Here is an 18,507-nt window from a genome sequence, read left to right as displayed (position 1 = left end):
GCATGAGAAAGGCCAGCCCCTCAAGGCTGGCCATCTCAGCAGCCCAGGCCTAACCAGCCCAGGATCACTCGGTCAACAACCCTTGGTGAGCCTCCCTCGGTAGAGAGCACTAGGTGAACATCACTAGGTAGTAGGTCAGCGTGACGTGTGGTCGTACTCTCTGGCCCTGGCCTTCATGTCCGTCAAACTGTGCCCATGCTCGTGCCGGGGAATCGTCAGCCAGTGCACGTCACAGTCCCCCTTACCCTTCGACTTGTGTTCCACCCACAACCAGCCGTTCTCTCGGCCGTACTTGATGGCTCGGCCTACCGTGCTCAGCGACGCCCCGGAAGCCTCGGCGATGAGTTCCTGCGGTGCGCGAAGGTCCCGGCCGGTATCGAAGGTGGCGAAGAACGAGGCCGCTGCCAAGACGTGCTTGTACTTGCCCGCCACGTCAGGGCAGTTCCACAAGGCCCGTTCCCACTCGTAGCGGATCGCGGACCTGGGTTTGGGTGACGAACTATTCAACTCCGGTTCGCCGCTCCCTTTCACGCACCGTTCGGCCGGCCGTGACGCTCCGCGTGGGTCGGCCAGCGCTATCGGCTCGGGCCTCTCCCAGGCCGGGCGCTTGGCGAACGGGTCCGTATCCAGGTCGATCACTGCGCCCCCTGCTTGTCCAGCCAGTGGGCAAGGTCATTCATGCGGCAACGAAGAGATTGGCCAACCTTCATAAAGGGGATGCCCTCCCGCTTGTGGTTGTTGTAGACCCACGACTTAGGGACATTCAGGTATTCGGCAACGTCGTCAACGGTCATCAGCTTGGTCAAAGAATCCTCCGAGAAAAAGAAAGCCCCCGATGGCCTCGGGGGCGTGGTCATGTAGGCGCGCAGAACAGGGACTACCGTGCTTCTCCCACATCCGGCAGAGAATCGAGTACGGCCGTGGCCTTGTCGGTCAGGTCCCCACCGGCCTTGCCTGCTAGGGAACTCAAGTACCCGTCCCTGCGGGCCTTCTTGAGGTGGTCCCGAATGGTCTCCGGCCGTCGCTCGATCAACCCTGCCAGCCAGTCCACGGGACGGCTCGCACCAGTGCCCGCCATCTGGACGTACACAGCCGACAGCATGACCAGATAGGGAGCCGAGACCCCTTCGAGAGCGAGCAACCGCCCGGCCAGCTTCGCCGCCTCCTCGATCGTCTGCGTGATCTCCCGAGCGCCTTCTTCGAGGCTGGGGGCGGCCTTCTGCGCCGCCTGGACTGCTTCTGTGAGGTCGAGCCTGCGAAGCACGGTGGTGGAGATGCCGCGCGCCACGTCGCGGGCGGGGGCTTCTTGGGCCTTCTCGATCGTGATGCGTTGCGGTCCTCCGGTCACGGGCCCGCTGGGCCACCACATGTGGATGTCCCACGCGCCTTGGTGCTGGGTGATCTCGAACCCGGTCTCGTCTGCGTCCATGCCAAAACCGTACCACGGACGGTGGTCCACCATCAGTTGACAATAGATGGTGGATCGTGATCAAACTGAGGGCGCCGGAGCAACACACCGGCCCGGCACGGCACGCGCCGACCGGCGGACCCGACAGAGAGAGCACCACCACCCGTGGCAAAGCGCGGAAACGGACTCGGCGGCACCCCAACGGAGATCAAGCGGGCGGGACGGCCGAACACCTGGGGCGTGCGCACGCCCCTCCACTTCAACAAGGCAACCGGAGAGCAGGAGCGCTATTGGATCGGCAGGGACTACAAGACCAAGACCGCAGCGGAGAAGGCACTTCGCGACTGGCACACCGACTATGAGGCGGGGAAGGTCGCACCTCGCTCGGACATGACACTGGGGGCATGGCTCGACCGCTGGCACAGCAATCTAAGGAAGGAGGGGACGACCGTGGCCGGGTACGAAACCAAGATCCGGCTGCACATCAAGCCGCACATCGGCGGCATGAAGCTGACCGAGGTCACCGACGACACGTTGGACGACCTGTACCGGCTGCTGGAAACCGTGCCGTGCCCCACCAACAAGGGCAAGCCGCTCGGCGCCAAGAGCGTCCGCCACGTCCACAACATCCTGTCCGGCGCGCTCGGCGCAGCGGTGCCCAAGCTGATACCGACCAACCCGGCCGCCACGGCCAACCCGCCCACAGGCCGGGAAATCCGGGCACAGGAACGCGACTTCCCCACCCTGGACGACGACGGAACCGCCCGGTTCCTGTCCTCGGTGTGGGAGCCCTGCGGTAACCGGGCCTGTGACGGCGGCCTGACCCATCACTGCCTGCGGGACGCTCCGCTGTGGACCGTCTACGCCGCCACCGGAGTGCGGCGCAGTGAAGCCCTGGGTATGAAGTGGTCCCTCATCAACTGGGCAGAGGGCTCCATCGAACTGGGCTGGGTCGTGGTCGAGGAGGGCAACACGTACCGGCTCCGCAAGCTCACCAAAGACGGCAACGCCAACGCCCAGATCCATGTCGATCAGTCCGTGATGAACGTCCTCAAGTGGCAGAAGGAGCGCCAGGACGCGGAGCGCGAACGCCTCGGCTCCGCCTGGACGGATCACGACCTGGTGTTCGCCCGCGACGGCTTCAAGCTCTACCGAGGCGAAGCCGGAGGACCACAGGACCCCGAGAAGGTCTCGGCGCGGTGGCGCACCCTGCGCACCCGGTTGAAGCTCCCGGAGGAGTTCCGGATTCACGACTGGAGGCACAGCAAGGTCACGAACGATCTGGAGGCCGGGGAGAACCCCGTCGAGGTCTCCGCGAACGTCCGGCACCACTCGCCGGGCTACACGATGGCCCGCTACGGGCACTCACGTAAGGACGGAGCGCGGAAGCTCGCCGCTTCCGGTGCGGGCCGACTCGGCCTCTCATCCCTGGTCTGACCAGGCGATTCCCTGGGCCGTTGGTCACGTGGTTGGTCACGCCACGCCCCAGAAAAGCAGAAAACCCCTGATGAACAGGGGTCTCAGCTGGTGTCCGAGGGGGGACTTGAACCCCCACGCCCGATAAAGGGCACTAGCACCTCAAGCTAGCGCGTCTGCCATTCCGCCACCCGGACCAGGTGCCTGCCGCTGCGAGGCGTTCCCCGCAGCGACAGGGAAAACGATACCAAACATCCGGAGGTGCTCGATCACCCGGCCGAGCGGCCGGAGCAGGCGCTTTTACAGCCGTATGGCGGCAGTGTTGCGGCCTTGGGCCCGGGCGGTGGGAGAGGGAGGATGGCGGTGGACCAACGCCGGGGGCCGCCGGTACACCGCCAGTACGCGGCGGTTCGGGAGGCCGTCGGCGTCGCAACGACGAGGAGGCAGCGTGAGTGAGCCGAAGCCGGCCCGCGGGGGAGTGGGCGCGGGCGCCGAGGAGGAGGTCGTCGACCTCTGCCGTGACCTGATCCGGATCGACACCAGTAATTACGGGGACCACTCCGGGCCCGGCGAGCGGGCCGCCGCCGAATATGTGGCCGAGAAGCTGGCCGAGGTGGGCCTGGAGCCGCAGATCTTCGAGTCCCACCGGGGCAGGGCCTCCACGGTCGCCCGGATCGAGGGCGAGGATCCGTCCCGGCCGGCGCTGCTCATCCATGGGCACACCGATGTCGTACCGGCCAACGCGGCCGACTGGACCCACCACCCGTTCGCGGGCGAGATTGCCGACGGGTGCCTGTGGGGGCGCGGCGCGGTCGACATGAAGGACATGGACGCCATGACGCTCGCGGTCGTCCGCGACCGCCTGCGCACCGGGCGCAAGCCCCCGCGTGACGTCGTGCTGGCGTTCCTCGCCGACGAGGAGGCGGGCGGCACCCATGGCGCCCGGTATCTGGTGGACGAGCACCCCGGTCTCTTCGAGGGCGTGACCGAGGCGATCAGCGAGGTCGGCGGCTTCTCGTTCACCGTCAACGAGAACCTGCGGCTCTATCTGATCGAGACCGCCCAGAAGGGCATCCACTGGATGCGGCTCACCGTGGAGGGCACGGCGGGCCACGGTTCGATGACCAATACGGACAACGCGGTCACCGAGCTCTGCGAGGCGGTGGGCCGGCTGGGGCGGCACAAGTTCCCGGTCCGGGTGACCAAGACCGTACGGGCCTTCCTGGACGAGCTCTCCGATGCGCTCGGCACCCCGTTGGACCCCGACGACATGGAGGCCACGCTCGCCAAGCTCGGCGGGATAGCGAAGATCATCGGGGCGACGCTGAGCAACACCGCCTCCCCGACGATGCTCGGCGCCGGGTACAAGGTCAATGTGATCCCGGGGCAGGCCACGGCGCACATCGACGGCCGGTTCCTGCCGGGGTACAAGGAGGAGTTCTTCGCCGACCTCGACCGGATCCTCGGGCCGAAGGTCAAGCGGGAGGACACCGTCCCGCACGCCGCCAAGGCGCTGGAGACGACCTTCGACGGCGACCTGGTCGCGGCCATGCAGACCGCGCTCCGGGCCGAGGACCCGGTCGCCCGCGCGGTGCCGTACATGCTCTCCGGCGGTACCGATGCCAAGCACTTCGACGACCTGGGCATCCGCGGCTTCGGGTTCGCTCCGCTCAAGCTGCCGCCCGAACTGGACTTCGCCGGGATGTTCCATGGAGTTGACGAAAGAGTGCCCCTTGATGGTCTGAAATTCGGAGTGCGTGTGCTCGACCGGTTCCTGGATGAGTGCTGAAGTTTCGCTTGACTGTGCGTTGTTGGCGTTTTCTTAATCAGAAAGAGTGAACGCGCTCAAGGTTACGTAGCCCGGTTCTCCTGGTGTCGTTACAGGTGTGCGGTCCGCGGCTGGGACCGCATTGCCAACTAGGAGGAAACCAATGCTCAAGAAGGTCGTCGCCACCGCGGCTGCCACCGGCGGTCTCGTGCTCGCGGGCGCGGGTCTGGCTGCTGCCGACGGGGGAGCTCAGGGTGCTGCCGTGAACTCTCCCGGCGTCGTCTCGGGCAACGTCATCCAGGTCCCGGTCGAGGTGCCGGTGAATGTCTGCGGCGACACCATCAATGTGGTCGGTTTGCTCAACCCCGCCACGGGCAACGTCTGCATCAACAAGTGACGTTGCGCCTCACCTGGTGAGGGACTGAAACCGGGCGGCCCCGGAGTGCGCGCCATGCGCCCCGGGGCCGCCGGGCTTTCAGTCGGGCTTCCCGAAAATGCGGGCGGTCCGCCCGCACGCATTCCACATAGAAAAGCAGCAGGAGGGGAAAAGCAATGCGACAGGTCACTAAAAAGGGCCTGATGACGGTAGCGGCGGCGGGCAGCGTGCTCGCCGCAACCGGCGGCTACGCCTACGCGGACGGAGCGCAGGGCGTCGCCGCGCACTCCCCGGGCGTCGGGTCCGGGAACACCGTCCAGGTACCGGTCGACGTACCGGTGAACGTCTGCGGCAACACCATCAACGTGATCGGGGCACTCAACCCGGCCATGGGCAACCGGTGTGCCAACGGGGTGTCCGGTCACCACCGTCAGCATGGGCACGAGGGCCACCGCGGCCACGACGGCGACGGCCGTGAGCACGGCCGTCATGAGGGGGGATCCGGACACCAGGCGGACGGCGAGGCCATCGGGTCACCCGGAGTGATCTCCGGGAATGTGGCGCAGGTGCCGGTCCATGTGCCGGTCAACGCCTGCGGCGACTCGGTCAATGTCGTCGGCATCGGCAACCCGGCCCTGGGCAATGACTGCCTCAACGGTGGCCACCGGGAGCACGCGCCGGAGCACCCGAGGCCGCACGAGCCCAACTGCCCGGCTCCGCACCAGCCTTCGCACCACAACCCGCCGGCCGAGCACAAGCCCGGCCACGAGCCGTCGGACGAGAACCCGCCGGCCGGGGAGCACGCCCCACCCGCCGAGCACTCCACCCACCACCCGGCCGGCCATGCCGGGCCGGTCACCGAGGTGAAGGACGCGCACCGTCCCGCCCCGCACGCCGAGCAGGCGCCCGCGGAGGAGAAGGCCACCGAGCTCGCGCACACCGGTGCGGGCCAGCTGGGCATGGCCGGTGCGGCCAGCGCGGGTTTGCTGCTGGGCGGCACGATGCTCTACCGGCGGGCGCGCGCCGGGCAGAACTGAGCGGTGACCTAGTCACCCCGCCGGATCGGCACAGAGCGGATCGGCACAGAGCGGGCTCCGCGGTCGCGGGGCCCGCTTCGTGTGTTCAGGCTCACCAGGTGGCCCGCAGCTGGCGGATGATCCGGCGCCGAAGCCGCACTTTGCGGCTGCCGTCGGGGTACAGACGGAGTCGGTCCAACTCCCAGTGCCCATACTCGGCGTGGTCGGTCAGCAGGCGGGTGGCGGCCCTGCGGGAGACCCCTCGAGGCACATACACATCACAGAATTCGTATTCCGGCATCGCATCTATTGTGCGGGAACAGCCCCGGTACGGATAGCGTCTGCACTATGTCTGATGCTGCGCAGCCAACCGCTGCCGAGGTACGGGCCGCCGCCGAGGCGGTCAAAGCCGCTCTGGACCGCCACCTCGACGCCGTCGAACGCCGGTCCGGAGAGGAGGACCCGGCCGTCTATGCCGCGTTCAACGAGCTGGCCGCGGCAGCCGAGGCGTACGACGAGCTGCTGTACGACACCTACGACGAGGTCACGCCCTTCGAGATCCCCGGCGATGAGACGCTGCCCGCATACGCGGGGCCGGAAGAACCCCATGCGCTCAGCGTGCTGATCCGCCGGGACTATGCCGTGGCCGACCCGCAGCGCCTGCTCGCACAGGCCCAGCGGGTCGCCGACCTGGATCCCGACGCCCCCGATCTCGATGTGGACGCGGGGCGCGGCCGTGGTGCGGCGGGCCTCGTCGGCAGCAGTGTGCATGCGGCGCTCGGGGTGCTCTTCGGCGAGTACGAGCCGGATGAAATCGCCTCCCGGCACAAGGAGTTCGGGCTGGAGGAAGGCGACTCCACGCTCTGGGTGGCGGCCGCCGACGACCTCGCCGAGCCGGGGGAGTGGCTGGCGGCGCCCTTCGACCAGGCGGATCCGCAGCGGGTCGTCTGCCGCTTCGACGTCAGTGCCGTCTTCGACGAGGAACTCGACGACGGGATGGACGACGGGATGGACGACGGGGACGACGGGATGGAGGACGACGGCATCGACGAGGATTTCGACGAAGCCCTCGACATCCTCGACGTGGAGGAGAACGGCAAGGCCCCGGACCGGGCGAACTGACCCGGGGCCGTCAGCCGTCGATCACCCGGCCGGGTCCGGCCGGTCCCCAGGACCGCTCAGCAGGGACCGCAGCCGGGTGGTCCGCTCCTTGACCGGCACCTGGGCGACCGCGTGCGGCAGCGCCTGGCCCACCCCGTGCACCACCGACAGATGGCGCTCGCCCCGGCCGAACGCCGTATGGATCCAGGCCCTCGTCAGCGCCTGGGACGCGTCGCCCGGCAGCACCACCACAACCGCCGGCCAGCGCGTCCCGGCGGCTTGGTGCGCGGTGACGGCCCAGCCGTGCCGCACCTGTGCCGCCACCCGGCCGGGCGGCACCACGACAGGGGTGCTCGAGCAGTCCAGCCGCAGCCCCTCGGCGTCCGCCGAGACCACCGTGCCGGGGATCATCCGGCCGGGCGCCGGGACATACGCCACCCGGTCGCCGGGATCGAACCCGCCGAACCGGCCCGGGCCCGGGTTGAGCCGCTGTTTGAGCGCGGCATTGAGCGCACGGGTGCCGGCCGCGCCACCGTGACCGGGCGTGATCACCTGGGTGTGCTCCGCGGGCACGCCGATCGCGCGCGGCACCGAATCCGCGACGAGCTGCACCGTACGGTGCACCGCCTCGCCCCCGTCCCGCACCGGGGTGATCACGACCTCCTTGCCGGGCGCCGACACCTCGCTCAACTCCCCGGCGCCGATGCCCGACACCAGCTCGCCGATGGGACCCGGGTCGGGGGTGCGCGAGACGATCACCGGGCAGGCGCGGGCCGCCACCACATCCGCGAACACCCGGCCCGGCCCCGCCGACCACAGCCCGCCCGGGTCGCCGCTCAGCACCAGGCGGGCGCCGTCCGCCAGCGACTCGACCAGGGCCGCCGCCGACTCCACATCCAGCTGCTGGGCGTCCAGCACGGCGAGCAGGTCGATCTGGAGAGTTCCCTCCGCATCACGGCCGGGCCCTTCCCGGTCCGCGAGCAGGCCCGCCACGGTGACGGCGTCGTCGACGCCGAGCGAGGCCAGGCGCCGTCTGCCGTCCTCGGTGTGCGCGGCGGCGCAGGCCCGCAGGCCCAGCGAGCGCGCGGCGGCGACCACGGCGGCGGGCTCCGCCCGCGCCGTCTCGCCGCCGCAGTGCGCCACCAGGCCGGCGGCGGCCACGGACCGGATCAGCTCGGCGGCGGACGGCGGGACGGCCTCGGCCGCCGCCGTCTCCCAGCCCTCCGGGCCTGTCCGGCCCTCGGGGGCGGCCTCCGGCTCAAGGGCTTCCGGCTCAAGGGTGCTCCGCAGCCGGGCCAGTCCGTCGGCGAGGCTCTCCTCGGCCATGGCAAGGCGGTCCAGGCCGAGCAGCAGCCGGACCGGCGCCGCTTCCGGCTCCGTCTGTTCCGCTTCCGCCTGTTCCGGCTCCACTCCCTCCCGGAACACCAGCACCGAACCCTCGGCGATGGCGCCGTGCAGCGCGGTATCCGGATCGGGTACGGAGCGGCCGCCGAGCTGCTCGCGCAGCGTCGTGGACTCCAGCACCGTGTGCCCGGCCAGCGCGGCCCGCTCCAGCAGCCAGCCGATCAGGGCCCGAACCCGGCGCTCGTCCCCCGGACCGCACTGCGGGCCCAGCAGCGCCCGGGCGAAGCCGTCCGCCTGCTCGGGGCGTACGCCCTCGACGGCCAGCAGCTGCCAGGGGTCTTCGTGCAGCACTTCGGCCGCGTGTTCGCCGAGGGCGGTGAGCGCCTGTTCGGCCAGCTGCTCGGGCGCCCCGCCGGAGGCGAGCACCTGCCGGACGGCGGGCAGCTCCTCGGCGGGGGCCGCGTCGGCCACCGCCCGGGCGGGCGGCGGGACGGCCACCGGCGCCGGGCCCGCGTCCGCCCGGGCGGGCTTGCGCGGGGCCGGCGCCGCGGGCCGGCCGGGCTGGTTGAAGAACGACGCCGCCGACCGCTCACCGCTCTCCACCGCCCGCACGGCGGCGGCCAGCGCCTCCGCGACGGCGGACCGTTTGCCGGGCGGCCCCGCCGAGCCCGGCTCGCCGATGACCGGGCCCGGTTCGCCGGCAACGGGGTCACCGGCGGCGGGCTCGCCGTCGTCGCGCCCGCCGCCGGGTGCCGGATCCGGCTCGTCGGACCGCACCGCGTCGGCGGGGTCGTCCTGGTCGGCGGGGCGGTCGGCCGGGGGACCGGGGGCCGTCCCCCGGGAAAACGCGGTCACAGCGTGCTCCAGTCCTGATCGGGGTAGCGGTGCACGGGCGCCGACACATCGTCGAGCGCCTGGCAGATCTCGTCAGGAAGAGTAAGGGCCTCCACTGACAATGCCCCTCTGAGCTGCCGCGCGTTGCGCGCGCCGACGATCGGCGCGGCCACGCCAGGCCGGTCGCGCACCCAGGCGAGGGCCACCTCCAGGGGCGTGCTGGCGAGGCCGTCGGCCGCTATGGCCACGGCATCGACGATGCGGCTCGCGGTCTCGTCCAGATACGGGGCGACAAAGGGCGCCAGGTGTTCGGAGGCCCCCCGCGAGTCGGCCGGGGTCGCATGGCGGTACTTGCCGGTGAGCACGCCGCGGCCGAGCGGGGAGGACGGCAGGACGCCGATGCCGAGGTCGAGCGCGGCGGGCAGCACCTCCCGCTCGATGCCGCGCTGCAGCAGCGAGTACTCCATCTGCGTGCTGGCCAGCCGGGTCCGTGCTCCCGGCGCGGCGAGCTGCCAGGTGCCCGCCTTGGCGAGCTGCCAGCCGCAGAAGTTGGAGACCCCGGCGTAGCGGGCCCGCCCGCTGCCGATGGCGGCGTCGACGGCCTGCAGGGTCTCCTCGACCGGTGTGCCGGGGTCAAAGGCGTGTATCTGCCACAGGTCGACATAGTCCGTGCCGAGCCGCTCCAGCGAGGCGTCGAGTGCGGCGAGCAGATGGCCGCGGGAGGCGTCGATCCGCCGGTCCGGGTCCAGGATGCTGCCCGCCTTGGTCGCGATGACCAGCTCCCGGCGGGGCACCACGACGTCCAGGAGCTGCCCGAGGAGGTACTCGGCACCACCGCCCGCATAGACATCCGCGGTGTCCACGAGCGTGCCGCCCGCATCCCGGAACGTCCTGAGCTGCTCGGCGGCATCGTGCTCATCGGTGTCCCGGCCCCAGGTGAGGGTGCCGAGCCCGATCCGGGATACCCGCAGGCCCGTGCGGCCGAGGTGCCTTTGCTCCATGAGCGCTGAGATTAGCTGGCAAGGTCCACATCGTGGCCGACCACGGACAACTCGCCGATGACGTACTCGAGGTCCGCGCGCTAGAGTCCCCGCAACAGCGGACGTTACTGATGGGTAAGGGGTACTCGGATGCGCCTCGGAATCAACCTCGGCTACTGGGGAGCCGGGATGGACGCGGACAATCTCGAGGTCGCTCGCGAGGCCGACCGCCTGGGCTACGCGGTTTGCTGGGCCGCCGAGGCGTACGGCTCGGACGCGGCCACCGTGCTGTCCTGGGTGGCGGCGCAGACCGAGCGGATCGACATCGGCTCGGCGATCTTCCAGATCCCAGCCCGTACCCCCGCGATGACGGCGATGACGGCCGCCACCCTCGATTCGCTCTCCGGCGGCCGCTTCCGGCTCGGCCTCGGGGTCTCCGGCCCACAGGTCTCCGAGGGCTGGTACGGCGTGAAGTTCGACAAGCCGCTCGCCCGCACCCGCGAGTACGTCGAGATCGTCCGCAAGGCCATGTCCCGGGAGCGCCTCACCCACGAGGGCGAGCACTGGACCCTGCCGCTGCCCGGCGGTCCGGGCAAGCCCATCAAGCTCACCGTGCACCCCGTGCGCGAGCACATTCCGCTGTACATCGCGGCCATCGGCCCGAAGAACCTGGAGCAGACCGGCGAGATCGCCGACGGCGCCCTGGTCCTCTTCTTCGCCCCCGAGCACGCCGAGGAGACCACCCTCGCCCCGATTCGCACCGGCCGTGCCACGGCGGGCAAGGACCTCGAGGGTTTCGATCTGGTGCCGACCGTGCCCATGGCCCTGGGCGACGACGTCGACGCGCTGGCGGACCTCTTCCGCCCGTACACCGCGCTGTACGTGGGCGGCATGGGCAGTGCCAAGCAGAACTTCTACAACAAGCTGGCGCAGCGCATGGGTTACGAGAAGGAAGCCGCCGAGATCCAGGAGAAGTACCTCTCCGGGGACAAACAGGGCGCCGCCGCCGCCGTCCCTCGCAAGCTGATCGACTCCACCTCGCTGCTCGGACCCGTCGAGCGCATCGCCGACCGCATGCGGGCCTACGCCGAGGCGGGCGTCAGCACCCTGTCGCTGACCCCCGCGGGCTTCACCCTGGAGGAGCGGATCGCCGGGCTGCGGGCGGGAGTCGATGCACTGGAGCGGGCCGGACTGGCCTGAGCCGGAAGGAATCCTGCGGCCGTGGTGGGGGCTCGGGGGTGTCCACCCCGCCACGGCCGACACCGGGGACAACGCCCGTACGCCGCCCGGGGTTACGGGCAGCGCGGCGAGTACGCGGCAGAACGCCTCGGCGTGCCGGGCGGCCCGCCGCCCGACGGCCGCTCCGGGGCAACGGACTAGGCTGACGGGCATGGCCACCCTGATCCTGGTCCGGCACGGCCGGTCCACCGCCAACACCGGCGGGGTGCTCGCCGGATGGACCCCCGGCGTCGCCCTGGACGAGCGGGGCACCGCCCAGGCGGCCGCGCTCCCGGACCGGCTGCGCCGCATTCCCCTCGCCGCCGCCGTCACCAGCCCGCTGCAACGCTGCCGGGAAACCCTCGCACCGCTGCTCGCCGCCCGGCCGGAACTGCCGCTGCACACCGACGAGCGGATCGGCGAGTGCCACTACGGCGACTGGTCGGGCCGCAAGCTCGCCGAACTCGCCGAAGAGCCCCTGATGACCGTCGTCCAGCAGCACCCCTCCGCCGCCGTCTTCCCCGGCGGCGAATCCCTGCGCGCCATGCAGGCCCGGGCGGTGGACGCGGTAGGCGACTGGAACGGGCGCATCGAGCGGGAACACGGCACGGACGCCGTCTACCTCATGTGCTCACACGGCGACATCATCAAAGCGGTCGTCGCCGACGCCCTCGGCCTGCACCTGGACCTCTTCCAGCGGATCCACGCCGACCCCTGCTCGGTCACCGCCATCCGCTACACCCCGCAACGCCCCTATCTGCTGCGCCTCGGTGACACCGGGGAACTCGACGGCCTGGCCCCGCACGAGAGCGCACCGGGCAACGGCACCGGGGACGCGACGGTGGGAGGTGGTGCGGGAGCACCGTGATCGCCGTGCGCAGTAGGGTGGTGGCGCGGACCGCCCCCGGGCGCCCGTGACCTCCACCGCACCCCACTCCGACCACCGAACCCAATGGAGCAGGACGTTGTCCCGTCAGGTGTTCCTCTATGACCCGCCGGACCGCTTCGTCGCCGGCACGGTCGGGCTGCCGGGCCGCCGCACTTTCTTCCTCCAGGCCACCGCGGCCGGCCGGACCACCAGCGTCGCTCTGGAGAAGGCACAGGTCGAGGCACTCGCCGAACGCATCGACGAGTTGCTGGACGAGGTCGTCCGGCGCACCGGCGGCAGTGCCCCCGTACCGGCCGTGGCCCCCGCCGAACTCTCCGACGCCGAACCCCTCGACACCCCCGTCGAGGAGGAGTTCCGGGTCGGCACCATGGCCCTCGCCTGGGACGGCGAGAGCCAGCGCATGGTCGTCGAGGCCCAGGCGCTCGTCGAGCTGGAGGCGGACACCGACGAGGACCTCGCCGAGGCGGAGGAACGTCTCCTCCAGGACGAGCTGAACGGGCCGCCCATGCTGCGCGTGCGGATCACCGGCACCATGGCCCGGGCGTTCGCCAAGCGCGCCCTGGAGGTCGTCAACGCCGGCCGCCCGCCGTGCCCGCTGTGCAGCCTGCCGCTCGACCCGGAGGGACACGTATGTCCGCGCCAGAACGGATACCGCCGCGGGGCGTGACTCCCCAGGAACTGCTCGCCCTGGGCGAGCTGACGGTGCGCGGGCGCGTCCGTGAGGCATCCAACGCGGTCCTCTACTGCACGGTCGAGTACCGGGACGTGAGCGCCGCCTGCGTCTACAAACCGATCGCCGGGGAACGCCCGTTGTGGGACTTCCCCGACGGCACCCTGGCCCAGCGCGAGGTGGCCGCCTATGAGCTCTCCGAGGCCATGGGCTGGGGGCTGATCCCGCCCACGGTGCTCCGCGACGGCCCCTATGGCCGGGGGATGTGCCAGCTGTGGATCGAGGCGCCCGCCGAGGACGCGGCCGAACGGGCCGAGGAACGCCTGCTCGCCCTGGTCGAGGGCGACGAGGCCGGGCCCGGCTGGAAGGCCGTCGGCTACGCGGACGTGGGGGCGGAACGCCCCGCGCTGCTGGTGCACGCTGACGACGAGCGACTGCGCAGGCTGGCCGTGCTCGACGCGGTGATCAACAACGGTGACCGCAAGGGCGGACACCTGCTGCCCGCCGCCGACGGCCGGCTGTACGCCATCGACCACGGGGTGACCTTCAACGCCGACGACAAGCTGCGCACCCTGCTCTGGGGCTGGGCGGGCGAGCCACTGACCGAGGAGGCCCTCGACGCCCTGCGGCGACTTTCGGCCGATCTGGCCGAAGGGTGCCCGCTCGCCATACGGCTGTCGGAGCTCATCAGCCCGGCCGAGATCGACGCCCTCCGGGCCCGGGTGGCGGACCTCCTGCGTACCGGACAGCACCGCAAGCCAAGCGGGCAATGGCCCGCCATCCCCTGGCCGCCGGTGTAGTACAGGGCCGGACGAGGGCCACCCCTGCACACCACCACGGCACCCCGCAAGACCGCACCTTCGGCCAACCAACCGATCCGGTTCGTATCCGGAACATGCGTCCGGTTACGCTCAGGACATGCATGCCTGGCCCGCTTCTGAGGTACCCGCCCTGCCCGGCAGGGGACGCGACCTCCGGATCCACGACACCGCGACCGGTGAGCGAGTGACCCTCGCCCCCGGCCCCGTCGCCCGCCTCTACGTCTGTGGCATCACGCCTTATGACGCCACCCACCTGGGGCACGCGGCGACCTACAACGCGTTCGACCTCGTACAGCGCGTGTGGCTAGACACCGAGCGGCAGGTGCACTACATCCAGAACGTCACGGACATCGACGACCCGCTGCTGGAGCGGGCCGTCGCCAACGGCGACGACTGGACCGCCCTCGCCGAGCGGGAGACCACCCTCTTCCGCGAGGACATGACCGCCCTGCGGATGCTCCCGCCCCGCCACTACGTGGGCGCCGTCGAGTCGATACCCAAGATCGTCCCCCTGGTGGAGCGGCTGCGCGACGCGGGCGCCGCCTATGAACTCGACGGCGACATCTACTTCTCCGTCGCCTCCGACCCCCACTTCGGCGGGGTCTCCCACCTCGACGCCGAGGCCATGCGCCTGCTCTCCGCCGAGCGCGGCGGCGACCCGGACCGCCCCGGCAAGAAGAACCCCGTCGACCCCATGCTCTGGATGGCGGCCCGCCCGGGCGAGCCGAGCTGGGACGGCGCATCCCTCGGCCCGGGCCGTCCCGGCTGGCACATCGAGTGCGTCGCCATCGCCCTTGAGCACCTCGGCATGGGCTTCGACGTCCAGGGCGGCGGCTCCGATCTGATCTTCCCGCACCATGAGATGGGCGCCTCGCACGCCCAGGCGCTCACCGGCGAGCACCCCTTCGCCAAGACCTATGTGCACGCCGGGATGGTTGCCCTGGACGGCGAGAAGATGTCCAAGTCCAAGGGCAACCTGGTCTTCGTCTCCACCCTGCGCCGCGAGGGCGTCGACCCCGCTGCCATCCGCCTGGCGCTGCTCTCCCACCACTACCGCGCCGACTGGGAGTGGACGGACGCGGTGCTGGCCGAGGCCGTGGCCCGGCTCGGCCGCTGGCGCGCTGCGGTCTCCCGCCCGGACGGACTGCCCGCCGACGCACTGGTCGAGGAGATCCGCGCGGCCCTCGCGGACGACCTGGACGCACCGGCCGCCCTCGCGGCCGTCGACCGCTGGGCCGCCGCCCAGACCGACGCCGGCGGTATGGACCCGGGCGCGCCCGGGCTCGTCTCGCGCGCGGTGGACGCGCTGTTGGGCGTGGCGCTCTGACGCGGTACGCCCCGAGGGTGCACCCCGCCGTCGCGGCGGGGCGCACCCTCTGCCGTATCAGCGGACCCCGCTCCGGTCGAGAATGACGCCGGTCACCGGGGCGTGGGTGCACCAGCCGATCGACTCATAGAGTGCCCGCCCCTCGACCGTCGCCCCCAGTACGGCGGTTGGGGCGCCCGCCTCGACCGCCGCATTCGCCAGCGCACGCATCACCAGGCTGCCCAGGCCCCTGCGACGGTGCTCCGGGGCGGTCTCTATCTGGTCGATGACGGCGGTGCGGCCGCCCGGAGGGACGGCGACCTGACCCCGCGCGGCGAAGGCGCCGCCGTCGGTGACGACCAGCGCACGGGTGACGCCGCCCCGGTGCCAGGTACGCAGCCGGTAGCCGTCGGGGGCGTCGGCGGGGGACGGGCGCAGCGGCGCCGACATCAGGAAGCCGGGGGAGTCGAAGCGCCAACCGGGTGCGATCCAGGGCTCGATGGTCTCCGGGGGCAGGAACATCTTGAGCCAGGTGCCGGGTGCGGTCACCGTCTCCGTGAGCTTGCGGACCAGCGGCTCGTCCGCATCGTGCAGGACATGCCTGGTCACCTGCGCGGGTAGGCCGACGTCGATGGTGAAACCCCAGGGCTCTGCCACCGGGGGCGCCGTCGCGCGCGAAACCGTCCAGCCCTCCACCCAGGCGCGCACGATTGCCGTGTCCATGTGTCCTCCCGCGGGTAATAGGCCAACTGGACCATAGCCTATTACTCATCCTTGGTGGGTTCGTCAGGTGCGGACGGAGTCGCCCAGCACGGCAGCCAGCAGCCCCGGAAACCGTGCGTCGAGATCCGCACGCCGCAGTGTCATCAGGCGCGCCTTGCCGGCCCGCCGGGTCCGGGTCACGCCCGCCTCGCGCAGGATGCGCCAGTGATTGGAGAGCGTCGAGCGAGGCACCTCGACATTCGCCGGGCTGCATGCGCTCTCGCCCTGGCCGGCCATCTCCCGGACCAGCAGCAGTCGGACCGGATCGCCCAGCGCGTGCAACACCGTGGCCATGTCCAGGTCCTCGAGGTCGGGCTCTCGCATCAATTCTCCTCGCCTTCGGCCGGGTTGCCGGTCTAGTATGCAGATCGCTTCAACGTTTCGGGAGAATCGAAATGATCGAGGAGACGGACATGACCCTGCTCACCACCTTCGCGGGGCGGCGCTTCAGTACCGTGACCTCGAACTCGCGAGCATCGGCTCGTACTTGCTGCTCGCGGGCACCGCGGAAGCCCTCGCTCCGTATCGTGGCGACCATGCCACCGCGATCGTCGACTCCATCGACGAGGTCCTGAGCCTCGCCGAGCGCAGGGGAGATCGTCGACGGCCCCGACGAGGTGCCCACCGGCCGCAATCCGACCGTGCGGCACCCCGGCGGGGCGACCATCGAGTATGTGCAGTTCGGTGAAACGGCCCGAGCGACCCTCGCATAAGTCCATAAGGGCCCGCCGTGCGTCCATGAGTGCTATCGGATCACCGGAGAGGACTGCCTGCTCGTCGAGATCCACGCTCCCGCGGTCGACCAACTCGACGCCATCCTCGGCCGGTTCCTACTCCATGGCACGACCACCACGTCCATCGTGGTGTCCACGCCGGTACCGCCACGCGCCCTTCCGCTGCCGGATCGGGTGCCGCCTGATTCCTGACCGACGGTGTGGCGTATGGCTGGCTGGTGTGGGTCAGGGGCATGGGGTGGCCGCTCTTCGGGCCAGTTGGCGGGCTGCGGCTTCAAGGGCACTGTGGAGGTTGTCCGTTGAAGTGAGGGTGTTCCAACGGTCATCGCTCTGGTCGGGGATGACCCAGACACGGTCGCCGAGATACTTGCCCGGAGGCGGGACGAAGAGTTCCGAACCTTTGGGACGTACGATCACGCCCGGCGTTCCGGCGAGCCGGCGGGTGGTGTTGAGCGGGAGCGGCCACCACATGGCGTGCTCCATGCCGCCCATCAGGTAGGGGCCGATGTGGTGGCCTTGGGCCTTGAGGTGGGTGATGGCGGCGGTGGCCGGGGTGAAGTCGATCTGGATCAGGTCCCATAGGTGTCCGACGAGCAGCGGGGCAGTCTGACATGCCTTCCATTGGGCATCTGTGGACCGGGAGTTGACGGATGCCTGGGAGAGCCAACGTGTCAAGCGGGTCAGTGATTCTGAGGTTGATGTGGTTTGGGGCACTTGTCTCTCCTCTGGTCCAGTTCAGCCCATACGACAGCGCCGTGTCTGGTGTGGTCGTGTCCGTAGCGATCCGCGTCGATGAGGCCGGCGAGGACAACACGGCGAGCCGGTTCGCTCAGCTCCGGAGGAAGGTCTACTTCGACGCGGATGTGGTCAGGTGTCTCGTCGGTGCGCGGTGCTAGCCCGGTGGCCGCCGCGAATCGGGCGGCAAGCGCCATGGCCTGGGCTTTTGCGGTGCACACGAATGCCCCCGGGTGAGCGGTTGATCACCTAACGTATTTCTAATGCATTAGAATCCAGCTAATGCACTAGGTTGTCAATGCCGCCGCATCCCAGCCTTGACGGGCAGCACGGAGAGACCCATGGCCGCAAAACAACCGCCGTACATGCGCGTTGCCGATGAACTGCGTCGGAGGATCACTGCAGGTGAGTGGTCCGTAGGTGAGCGCCTTCCCTCGCGTGCGCAGCTCGCTGTCGAGTACGAGGTTGGGTCGAACGTCCTGCAGAAGGCACAGGAACGTCTCATCATCGAGGGCCTGTTGGAGGGCCGTGCCGGATCCGGCACATATGTGCGTAAGCCGCGCGAGCGTCTTCGTATGGTCCGCTCCCGCCACCGCGAACGGCGGTATGACTCCCCGTTTCGGTCGGACATGCGTGAGCAAGGGCGGCACGGCTCTTGGGAATCCCACTCCGAAGCACGCGTCGCGGCACCGGAGCGCATCGCTCAGCGGCTTGCCATCCGGCCTGGCGACCCGTGTGTCCGTACCTCCTACGAGTTCCTCGCGGACGGCCAGCCGGTGCAGCTCTCCGAGAGCTGGGAGCCCATGGCCATTACCGGGGAGACCCCGGTCGTGCTGCCTGAACTCGGCCCGTTCGCGGGCATGGGTGTTGTTGAGCGGATGCGCTCGATCGGAGTCGTCATCGAAACCGCTGTCGAGGTCCCGCGTCCGGCACGAGCCACGCAGGCGCAGGCGAATCTGTTGGGGATCAGTCTCGGCGACCTGATCACGGAGATTGAGCGGACCTACTACGACTCGGATGGTCGTCCAGTCGAAACGGCCGACATCGTGGTCCCGGACGCGCGGTGGGAGATCGCGTACGAGATCTCTGTTGAGGGAGAAGGAACTTGATGCCCGGCGGTCGGGGGCGA

General features: G+C 70.2%; 22 protein-coding genes, 1 tRNA gene and 1 pseudogene. 13 read left to right on the top strand and 11 right to left on the bottom strand.

Translation table 11 applies throughout. From position 1 onward, the window contains the following. Nucleotides 1-135: 135 nt before the first annotated feature. The 3 genes from ABCR83_RS00815 to ABCR83_RS00805 form a co-directional block, all read right to left on the bottom strand. Entirely contained in the window at nucleotides 136-639 is a 504-nt protein-coding gene (locus ABCR83_RS00815) for a hypothetical protein (protein WP_462692176.1), read from the bottom strand. After that, nucleotides 636-806, bottom strand: a complete 171-nt coding sequence (locus ABCR83_RS00810; protein ID WP_462692175.1) for a helix-turn-helix domain-containing protein — start codon at nucleotides 804-806, stop codon at nucleotides 636-638. Before ABCR83_RS00810 ends, ABCR83_RS00815 begins: the two co-directional genes overlap by 4 nt. A gap of 71 nt (nucleotides 807-877) precedes the next feature. Then, the gene (locus tag ABCR83_RS00805) at nucleotides 878-1,429 is read right to left on the bottom strand and encodes a hypothetical protein (RefSeq protein ID WP_462692174.1); all 552 of its coding nucleotides are present in this window, start codon (nucleotides 1,427-1,429) and stop codon (nucleotides 878-880) included. Nucleotides 1,430-1,573: 144 nt separating this feature from the next. Here ABCR83_RS00805 and ABCR83_RS00800 point away from each other — a divergent pair, with 144 nt between their 5' ends. Next, on the top strand, nucleotides 1,574-2,845 hold the full coding sequence (locus tag ABCR83_RS00800) for a tyrosine-type recombinase/integrase (RefSeq protein WP_462692173.1): 1,272 nt from the start codon (nucleotides 1,574-1,576) through the stop codon (nucleotides 2,843-2,845). Between the two features lie 88 nt (nucleotides 2,846-2,933). Here ABCR83_RS00800 and ABCR83_RS00795 read toward each other — a convergent pair. Continuing rightward, nucleotides 2,934-3,021: transfer RNA gene (locus tag ABCR83_RS00795), tRNA-Leu, on the bottom strand. 251 nt (nucleotides 3,022-3,272) lie between these two features. On the opposite strand from ABCR83_RS00795, the gene ABCR83_RS00790 reads away from it, so the two are divergent. From ABCR83_RS00790 to ABCR83_RS00780, 3 genes are all read left to right on the top strand, one after another. Continuing rightward, complete coding sequence (locus ABCR83_RS00790; RefSeq protein WP_462692172.1) at nucleotides 3,273-4,613, top strand: M20/M25/M40 family metallo-hydrolase; 1,341 nt, start codon at nucleotides 3,273-3,275, stop codon at nucleotides 4,611-4,613. Nucleotides 4,614-4,755: 142 nt separating this feature from the next. Next, on the top strand, nucleotides 4,756-4,989 hold the full coding sequence (locus ABCR83_RS00785) for a chaplin (protein ID WP_462692171.1): 234 nt from the start codon (nucleotides 4,756-4,758) through the stop codon (nucleotides 4,987-4,989). Nucleotides 4,990-5,144: 155 nt separating this feature from the next. Beyond that, the gene (locus tag ABCR83_RS00780) at nucleotides 5,145-6,005 is read left to right on the top strand and encodes a chaplin (protein ID WP_462692170.1); all 861 of its coding nucleotides are present in this window, start codon (nucleotides 5,145-5,147) and stop codon (nucleotides 6,003-6,005) included. 91 nt (nucleotides 6,006-6,096) lie between these two features. Here ABCR83_RS00780 and ABCR83_RS00775 read toward each other — a convergent pair whose 3' ends face one another. Beyond that, the gene (locus ABCR83_RS00775) at nucleotides 6,097-6,285 is read right to left on the bottom strand and encodes a DUF5703 family protein (protein WP_045932285.1); all 189 of its coding nucleotides are present in this window, start codon (nucleotides 6,283-6,285) and stop codon (nucleotides 6,097-6,099) included. A 47-nt stretch (nucleotides 6,286-6,332) separates the two neighbouring features. Between ABCR83_RS00775 and ABCR83_RS00770 the strand changes: the two genes are divergently transcribed. Next, nucleotides 6,333-7,106, top strand: a complete 774-nt coding sequence (locus tag ABCR83_RS00770; RefSeq protein WP_462692169.1) for a hypothetical protein — start codon at nucleotides 6,333-6,335, stop codon at nucleotides 7,104-7,106. A 21-nt stretch (nucleotides 7,107-7,127) separates the two neighbouring features. On the opposite strand, the gene ABCR83_RS00765 is transcribed toward ABCR83_RS00770, so the two are convergent. Both ABCR83_RS00765 and ABCR83_RS00760 read right to left on the bottom strand, forming a co-directional pair. Next, nucleotides 7,128-9,284 carry a helix-hairpin-helix domain-containing protein gene (locus ABCR83_RS00765; protein WP_462692168.1) on the bottom strand — a complete coding sequence of 719 codons (2,157 nt, stop codon included), beginning with the start codon at nucleotides 9,282-9,284 and terminating at the stop codon, nucleotides 7,128-7,130. Continuing rightward, entirely contained in the window at nucleotides 9,281-10,264 is a 984-nt protein-coding gene (locus tag ABCR83_RS00760; RefSeq protein WP_462692167.1) for an aldo/keto reductase, read from the bottom strand. Before ABCR83_RS00760 ends, ABCR83_RS00765 begins: the two co-directional genes overlap by 4 nt. Nucleotides 10,265-10,393: 129 nt before the next feature. Between ABCR83_RS00760 and ABCR83_RS00755 the strand changes: the two genes are divergently transcribed. The 5 genes from ABCR83_RS00755 (at nucleotide 10,394) to mshC (ending at nucleotide 15,168) form a co-directional block, all read left to right on the top strand. Then, nucleotides 10,394-11,443 (top strand): LLM class F420-dependent oxidoreductase, encoded by a 1,050-nt coding sequence (locus tag ABCR83_RS00755; protein WP_462692166.1) that lies wholly within the window; start codon nucleotides 10,394-10,396, stop codon nucleotides 11,441-11,443. A 190-nt stretch (nucleotides 11,444-11,633) separates the two neighbouring features. Further along, nucleotides 11,634-12,329 carry a histidine phosphatase family protein gene (locus tag ABCR83_RS00750; protein ID WP_462692165.1) on the top strand — a complete coding sequence of 232 codons (696 nt, stop codon included), beginning with the start codon at nucleotides 11,634-11,636 and terminating at the stop codon, nucleotides 12,327-12,329. A 97-nt stretch (nucleotides 12,330-12,426) separates the two neighbouring features. After that, complete coding sequence (locus tag ABCR83_RS00745; RefSeq protein ID WP_462692164.1) at nucleotides 12,427-13,017, top strand: DUF3090 domain-containing protein; 591 nt, start codon at nucleotides 12,427-12,429, stop codon at nucleotides 13,015-13,017. Then, nucleotides 12,981-13,820, top strand: coding sequence for an SCO1664 family protein (locus ABCR83_RS00740; RefSeq protein ID WP_462692163.1), 840 nt, complete (start codon nucleotides 12,981-12,983; stop codon nucleotides 13,818-13,820). The genes ABCR83_RS00745 and ABCR83_RS00740 overlap by 37 nt, the downstream gene beginning before the upstream one ends. Before the next feature lie 118 nt (nucleotides 13,821-13,938). After that, nucleotides 13,939-15,168, top strand: a complete 1,230-nt coding sequence (mshC, locus tag ABCR83_RS00735; protein ID WP_462692162.1) for a cysteine--1-D-myo-inosityl 2-amino-2-deoxy-alpha-D-glucopyranoside ligase — start codon at nucleotides 13,939-13,941, stop codon at nucleotides 15,166-15,168. 57 nt (nucleotides 15,169-15,225) lie between these two features. On the opposite strand, the gene ABCR83_RS00730 is transcribed toward mshC, so the two are convergent. From ABCR83_RS00730 to ABCR83_RS00720, 3 genes are all read right to left on the bottom strand, one after another. After that, a complete protein-coding gene (locus tag ABCR83_RS00730) occupies nucleotides 15,226-15,870 on the bottom strand; it encodes a GNAT family N-acetyltransferase (protein ID WP_462692161.1) in 645 nt (214 codons plus the stop codon). Nucleotides 15,871-15,933: 63 nt separating this feature from the next. Next, the gene (locus ABCR83_RS00725) at nucleotides 15,934-16,233 is read right to left on the bottom strand and encodes an ArsR/SmtB family transcription factor (protein WP_462692160.1); all 300 of its coding nucleotides are present in this window, start codon (nucleotides 16,231-16,233) and stop codon (nucleotides 15,934-15,936) included. 49 nt (nucleotides 16,234-16,282) lie between these two features. After that, nucleotides 16,283-16,534, bottom strand: a complete 252-nt coding sequence (locus ABCR83_RS00720) for a hypothetical protein (RefSeq protein ID WP_462692159.1) — start codon at nucleotides 16,532-16,534, stop codon at nucleotides 16,283-16,285. A gap of 115 nt (nucleotides 16,535-16,649) precedes the next feature. Here ABCR83_RS00720 and ABCR83_RS00715 point away from each other — a divergent pair. Beyond that, a pseudogene (locus ABCR83_RS00715) lies at nucleotides 16,650-16,835 on the top strand (Lrp/AsnC ligand binding domain-containing protein); the annotation flags it as partial. Nucleotides 16,836-16,868: 33 nt separating this feature from the next. On the opposite strand, the gene ABCR83_RS00710 reads toward ABCR83_RS00715, so the two are convergent. Further along, the gene (locus ABCR83_RS00710; protein ID WP_462692158.1) at nucleotides 16,869-17,318 is read right to left on the bottom strand and encodes a hypothetical protein; all 450 of its coding nucleotides are present in this window, start codon (nucleotides 17,316-17,318) and stop codon (nucleotides 16,869-16,871) included. Between the two features lie 95 nt (nucleotides 17,319-17,413). Here ABCR83_RS00710 and ABCR83_RS00705 point away from each other — a divergent pair, with 95 nt between their 5' ends. Beyond that, entirely contained in the window at nucleotides 17,414-17,539 is a 126-nt protein-coding gene (locus ABCR83_RS00705; RefSeq protein WP_462692157.1) for a hypothetical protein, read from the top strand. Between the two features lie 180 nt (nucleotides 17,540-17,719). After that, nucleotides 17,720-18,487 carry a GntR family transcriptional regulator gene (locus ABCR83_RS00700; RefSeq protein WP_462692156.1) on the top strand — a complete coding sequence of 256 codons (768 nt, stop codon included), beginning with the start codon at nucleotides 17,720-17,722 and terminating at the stop codon, nucleotides 18,485-18,487. Nucleotides 18,488-18,507 lie beyond the last annotated feature (20 nt).

Source organism: Streptomyces xingningensis (assembly GCF_054957865.1).
Note: the sequence above shows the minus strand (reverse complement) of the source record. Positions and strands in the feature narration are given on the sequence as shown.

Bases quoted from the DNA above. Each gene is read 5' to 3' on its own strand.
- ABCR83_RS00805 (WP_462692174.1), bottom strand. From the start codon at position 1,429: ATGGACGCAGACGAGACCGGGTTCGAGATCACCCAGCACCAAGGCGCG.
- ABCR83_RS00785 (WP_462692171.1), top strand. From the start codon at position 4,756: ATGCTCAAGAAGGTCGTCGCCACCGCGGCTGCCACCGGCGGTCTCGTG.
- ABCR83_RS00780 (WP_462692170.1), top strand. From the start codon at position 5,145: ATGCGACAGGTCACTAAAAAGGGCCTGATGACGGTAGCGGCGGCGGGC.
- ABCR83_RS00775 (WP_045932285.1), bottom strand. From the start codon at position 6,285: ATGCCGGAATACGAATTCTGTGATGTGTATGTGCCTCGAGGGGTCTCC.
- ABCR83_RS00770 (WP_462692169.1), top strand. From the start codon at position 6,333: ATGTCTGATGCTGCGCAGCCAACCGCTGCCGAGGTACGGGCCGCCGCC.
- ABCR83_RS00760 (WP_462692167.1), bottom strand. From the start codon at position 10,264: ATGGAGCAAAGGCACCTCGGCCGCACGGGCCTGCGGGTATCCCGGATC.
- ABCR83_RS00755 (WP_462692166.1), top strand. From the start codon at position 10,394: ATGCGCCTCGGAATCAACCTCGGCTACTGGGGAGCCGGGATGGACGCG.
- ABCR83_RS00750 (WP_462692165.1), top strand. From the start codon at position 11,634: ATGGCCACCCTGATCCTGGTCCGGCACGGCCGGTCCACCGCCAACACC.
- ABCR83_RS00740 (WP_462692163.1), top strand. From the start codon at position 12,981: ATGTCCGCGCCAGAACGGATACCGCCGCGGGGCGTGACTCCCCAGGAA.
- mshC (WP_462692162.1), top strand. From the start codon at position 13,939: ATGCATGCCTGGCCCGCTTCTGAGGTACCCGCCCTGCCCGGCAGGGGA.
- ABCR83_RS00730 (WP_462692161.1), bottom strand. From the start codon at position 15,870: ATGGACACGGCAATCGTGCGCGCCTGGGTGGAGGGCTGGACGGTTTCG.
- ABCR83_RS00725 (WP_462692160.1), bottom strand. From the start codon at position 16,233: ATGCGAGAGCCCGACCTCGAGGACCTGGACATGGCCACGGTGTTGCAC.
- ABCR83_RS00700 (WP_462692156.1), top strand. From the start codon at position 17,720: ATGGCCGCAAAACAACCGCCGTACATGCGCGTTGCCGATGAACTGCGT.